Source organism: Streptomyces sp. NPDC059248 (assembly GCF_042753905.1).
Lineage (GTDB): Bacteria > Actinomycetota > Actinomycetes > Streptomycetales > Streptomycetaceae > Streptomyces.
In genome coordinates this window covers 1-4,522 of record NZ_JBHYZV010000159.1, presented here as the reverse complement: position 1 = coordinate 4,522, position 4,522 = coordinate 1, and the positions used below count along the sequence as shown (strand labels likewise).

Below are 4,522 nucleotides of genomic sequence, written 5' to 3'. Positions count from 1 at the left end.
GCGCGCGTTCTCCTTCCAGACCACGTCGCGCCCCTTCGGCTCACTCGCCGTCCCGGGGCGAGGCTGCCCGGTTTGAGGGGGCCGGGGCGCGCGTTCTCCTTCCAGACCACGGCGCGCCCCTTCGGCTCACTCGCCTGATCTTGTGGCTCGGTTCGCCTCCGGGGTGCGGGACGGCCTCCTCGGGGTCCGGAAGGGCCGGTCCGTGATGGGGCGCTCGCAGAGGCACGGCTCGTGGTCGAGGGGGCGGTGAATGGCCGGTACGCTGGGGACATGTCCGAACCGACCGGTGCCGCCCGCCGTCGCGGGCCCTTCAAGGTCGGGGACCAGGTCCAGCTCACCGACCCCAAGGGACGCCACTACACCTTCACGCTCGAGGCCGGGAAGAACTTCCACACCCACAAGGGTTCCTTCCCCCACGACGAGCTGATCGGTGCTCCCGAGGGCAGCGTGGTCCGTACCACGGGAAACGTCGCCTACCTCGCGCTGCGCCCCCTGCTCCCCGACTACGTCCTGTCCATGCCCCGCGGCGCCGCCGTGGTCTACCCCAAGGACGCGGGGCAGATCCTGGCCTTCGCCGACATCTTCGCCGGCGCCCGCGTCGTCGAAGCGGGCGTGGGCTCCGGGTCGCTCAGCGCGTTCCTGCTCCGCGCCATCGGGGACACCGGCATGCTGCACTCGTACGAGCGCCGCGCCGACTTCGCCGACATCGCCCGGCAGAACGTCGAGCGCTACTTCGGCGAACCCCACCCCGCCTGGCAGCTCACCGTCGGCGACCTCCAGGACAACCTCTCGGACACCGACGTCGACCGGGTCATCCTGGACATGCTGGCGCCCTGGGAGTGCCTGGAAGCAGTCTCCAAGGCGCTCGTCCCCGGCGGCATCCTCTGCTGCTACGTCGCCACCACCACCCAGCTCGCCCGGACCGTCGAGGCCATCCGGGACATCGGCTCCTTCGCCGAACCGCAGCCCTGGGAATCGATGATCCGCAACTGGCACGTCGAAGGCCTCGCCGTACGACCCGATCACCGGATGATCGGTCACACCGGCTTCCTGGTCACCGCCCGGCGGCTCGCCGACGGCGTGGAACCCCCGATGCGCCGCCGCAGGCCCGCCAAGGGCGCCTACGGCGAGGACTACACGGGCTGGGGCGGCGCCAAGGACAGCGCCGCCGACAAGGGCTGACGCCCCCGCAACGACACGGCGCCGCCGCCGGATTCCCCCGTCCCACGGGGAACCCGGCGGCGGCGCCCTCGTGTTGGACCCCGCCGTTCCCCACCCCTGTGACGTATGGCACGATCGGGCTCCACCCCCTCCACCGCACCACCCGTGCCGGCCCCGCGTCGGCTCCGTCGCACAGGAGACCCCACGCGTGCAGAACTCGGAGCTCCCCGACCTCGCGCACACCCGCACCCGTCCCCTGCACTGGGCCGCCACCGCGACCGCGACAGCCGCGGTCGTCGCCCTCGCGGGACTGCTCCAGCCCGGCAACGCGACCGCGACCGCGACCTCCGACGCGAAGACCGGAGCCGGCCCCGTGTCCGCGGCTCCGGACCCCGCGACGGTACGGCTGCCACTGGAATGCGGGACCGCCGCGTACACGGTGACCCGGAAAGCCGTCGGCGACCTCGACGGCGACGGCGGCCCCGAGACGATCGTCGCCGGACGCTGCGCGGCGGGTTCGGGAACGCCCCCCGAGGGCATCTATGTCCTGGCGAGGACACGGGACGGCGGGCCCCGGGTCGTCGCGACCCTCGTCGCGCCCGCCGACCGGCTCACCGTCGGCGCCCTCGCCGTCACCGGCCGGGCCGTCACCGCGACCCTCTACGGCTACTCGTCGCCGGAGGTCCCGGTCTGCTGCCCGGACGAGAAGGAGCGGGTCAGCTGGCGCTGGGAGGGCGGAAAGTTCCTGCGCACCCCCGGGGACACCGGAAGCGGGACGGCCGGGACGGACACCGCGGCGCTCTGAGCCCGGTCGCGTACGGCCGGAGACGACCCGGCCTGATCGATGCCCGCACGCGCCGTCCGCCGGACGGCGCGTGAAGGAATCGCTACTCCGCGTCCGGGCCGTAGACCTCGACGCTGTCCGAAACCCGGCGTACGTGGATGCAGTCGCCCGGGCACTCCCTGGCCGAGTCCACCACGTCCCGCAGCAGCGGCAGCGGTACCGGGGTCGTCGCCCCCGGGTCCTGCAGCAGTTCGTCCTCCGCGCTCTTCACATACGCCAGCCCGTCGATGTCCAGTTCGAAGACGTCCGGGGCGTACTGGGCGCAGATCCCGTCGCCGGTGCAGAGGTCCTGGTCGATCCAGACCTCCAGAGCCTCGGCTGCGTCGGGGGACGGTGCCTCGTGCTGCACGGTCATGTCTCCTGCCGTTCCTGCGTCGGGTGAAGCATCCGGCGGGGCGCGGCGAGCAAGTCGCGCCAGCCCTGACGGGTGTTGAACACCCCCGACGATACAACCGCCCGCTTTCGAAAGGAGCTGGGTGGGTATCCCCCTGGCGTGAGGGAGAGCGCAAGGGTGAAGATCGGACACGCCCCGACCGTCTTTGTGATCTAGGGGTTTCAATCACCACCCGCCCAGGTAGGGTCAGGAAGCGTCCAGCTCCCCTTGGAGGAGGTGAGGACCGTGGCAGCCCACGACGACGACATCAACCGCGGCATCCGGCCCGGGCGGGGGTCTGAGGACCCAGCCGGCCAGGTCGCCTATCTCGAGCAGGAAATCGCCGTCCTGCGCCGCAAGCTCGCCGACTCTCCGCGGCACACGAGGATCCTCGAAGAGCGGATCGTCGAACTGCAGACGAATCTGGCCGGCGTCTCCGCGCAGAACGAACGGCTCGCGAACACGCTCCGTGAGGCCCGCGATCAGATCGTGGCCCTCAAGGAAGAGGTCGACCGGCTCGCCCAGCCCCCGGCCGGCTTCGGTGTCTATCTCCATTCCAACGACGACGGCACCTGCGACATCTTCACCGGAGGCCGCAAACTCCGGGTGAACGTCAGTCCCAGCGTCGAGCTCGACGAGCTGCGGCGCGGCCAGGAGGTCATGCTCAACGAGGCGCTCAACGTGGTCGAGGCCATGGCGTTCGAGCGCGCCGGCGACATCGTCACCCTCAAGGAGATCCTCGAGGACGGCGAGCGCGCCCTGGTGGTCGGGCACACCGACGAGGAGCGGGTGGTGCGGCTCGCCGAGCCGCTGCTGGACGCCACCATCCGCCCCGGCGACGCCCTGCTGCTGGAGCCGCGCTCCGGCTACGTCTACGAGGTCGTACCGAAGAGCGAGGTCGAGGAGCTCGTCCTCGAAGAGGTCCCGGACGTCGACTACAACCGGATCGGCGGCCTCGGCGGACAGATCGAGATGATCCGCGACGCGGTCGAGCTGCCGTATCTCCACCCCGACCTGTTTAAGGAGCACGAACTCCGCCCGCCGAAGGGCATCCTGCTCTACGGTCCGCCCGGCTGCGGCAAGACACTGATCGCCAAGGCCGTCGCCAATTCCCTTGCCAAGAAGGTCGCCGAGGTGACCGGGCAGCCCGCGGGGAAGAGCTACTTCCTCAACATCAAGGGCCCCGAGCTGCTCAACAAGTACGTCGGCGAGACCGAGCGGCATATCCGGCTGGTCTTCCAGCGGGCCCGCGAGAAGGCGTCCGAGGGCACCCCCGTGATCGTCTTCTTCGACGAGATGGAGTCCCTCTTCCGCACCCGCGGCTCCGGGGTCAGCTCCGACGTCGAGAACACCATCGTCCCCCAGCTCCTCGCCGAGATCGACGGCGTCGAGGGCCTGGAGAACGTGATCGTGATCGGCGCCTCCAACCGCGAGGACATGATCGACCCCGCGATCCTGCGCCCCGGCCGGCTCGATGTGAAGATCAAGATCGAGCGTCCGGACGCGGAGGCGGCGAAGGACATCTTCGCCAAGTACCTCACCGCGTCGCTGCCGCTCCACGCGGACGACGTCGCCGAGCACAACGGCTCCAAGGCCGCCGCGGCCCAGGCGATGATCCAGTCCGTGGTCGAGCAGATGTACGCGGAGTCCGAGGAGAACCGCTTCCTGGAGGTCACCTACGCCAACGGTGACAAGGAAGTCCTCTACTTCAAGGACTTCAACTCCGGCGCGATGATCCAGAACATCGTCGACCGGGCCAAGAAGATGGCCATCAAGGCGTTCCTCGACCACAACCAGAAGGGTCTGCGGGTCTCCCACCTCCTCCAGGCATGCGTGGACGAGTTCAAGGAGAACGAGGACCTGCCCAACACCACCAACCCGGACGACTGGGCCCGGATCTCCGGCAAGAAGGGCGAACGGATCGTGTTCATCCGGACGCTCGTCACCGGGAAGCAGGGCGCGGACACCGGCCGCTCGATCGACACGGTCGCGAACACCGGCCAGTACCTGTGACGGCGGACACCGGCTGGGGGGGGCCCGGGCGGGGCACCCCCGCCGGGGGGTTTTTACGGCGGGCCGCCCCAGCCCGCCAAGAACCAAAACAGCACCCCCCCCCGCGCGGCGGGGGGAGAGGCGGCTAGGGA

General features: G+C 70.2%; 4 protein-coding genes. 3 read left to right on the top strand and 1 reads right to left on the bottom strand.

What is annotated here, in order from left to right; all coding sequences use genetic code 11:
* The first annotated feature begins 270 nt into the window (after positions 1–270).
* Positions 271–1,182, top strand: coding sequence for a tRNA (adenine-N1)-methyltransferase (locus tag ACFXG1_RS32940; RefSeq protein WP_384724245.1), 912 nt, complete (start codon positions 271–273; stop codon positions 1,180–1,182).
* 187 nt (positions 1,183–1,369) lie between these two features.
* Positions 1,370–1,966 carry a hypothetical protein gene (locus ACFXG1_RS32935; RefSeq protein ID WP_384745853.1) on the top strand — a complete coding sequence of 199 codons (597 nt, stop codon included), beginning with the start codon at positions 1,370–1,372 and terminating at the stop codon, positions 1,964–1,966.
* Positions 1,967–2,048: 82 nt separating this feature from the next.
* Here ACFXG1_RS32935 and ACFXG1_RS32930 read toward each other — a convergent pair whose 3' ends face one another.
* Complete coding sequence (locus tag ACFXG1_RS32930; RefSeq protein ID WP_384745851.1) at positions 2,049–2,360, bottom strand: ferredoxin; 312 nt, start codon at positions 2,358–2,360, stop codon at positions 2,049–2,051.
* A gap of 264 nt (positions 2,361–2,624) precedes the next feature.
* On the opposite strand from ACFXG1_RS32930, the gene arc reads away from it, so the two are divergent.
* Complete coding sequence (arc, locus tag ACFXG1_RS32925; RefSeq protein WP_384722946.1) at positions 2,625–4,391, top strand: proteasome ATPase; 1,767 nt, start codon at positions 2,625–2,627, stop codon at positions 4,389–4,391.
* Positions 4,392–4,522: the final 131 nt, after the last annotated feature.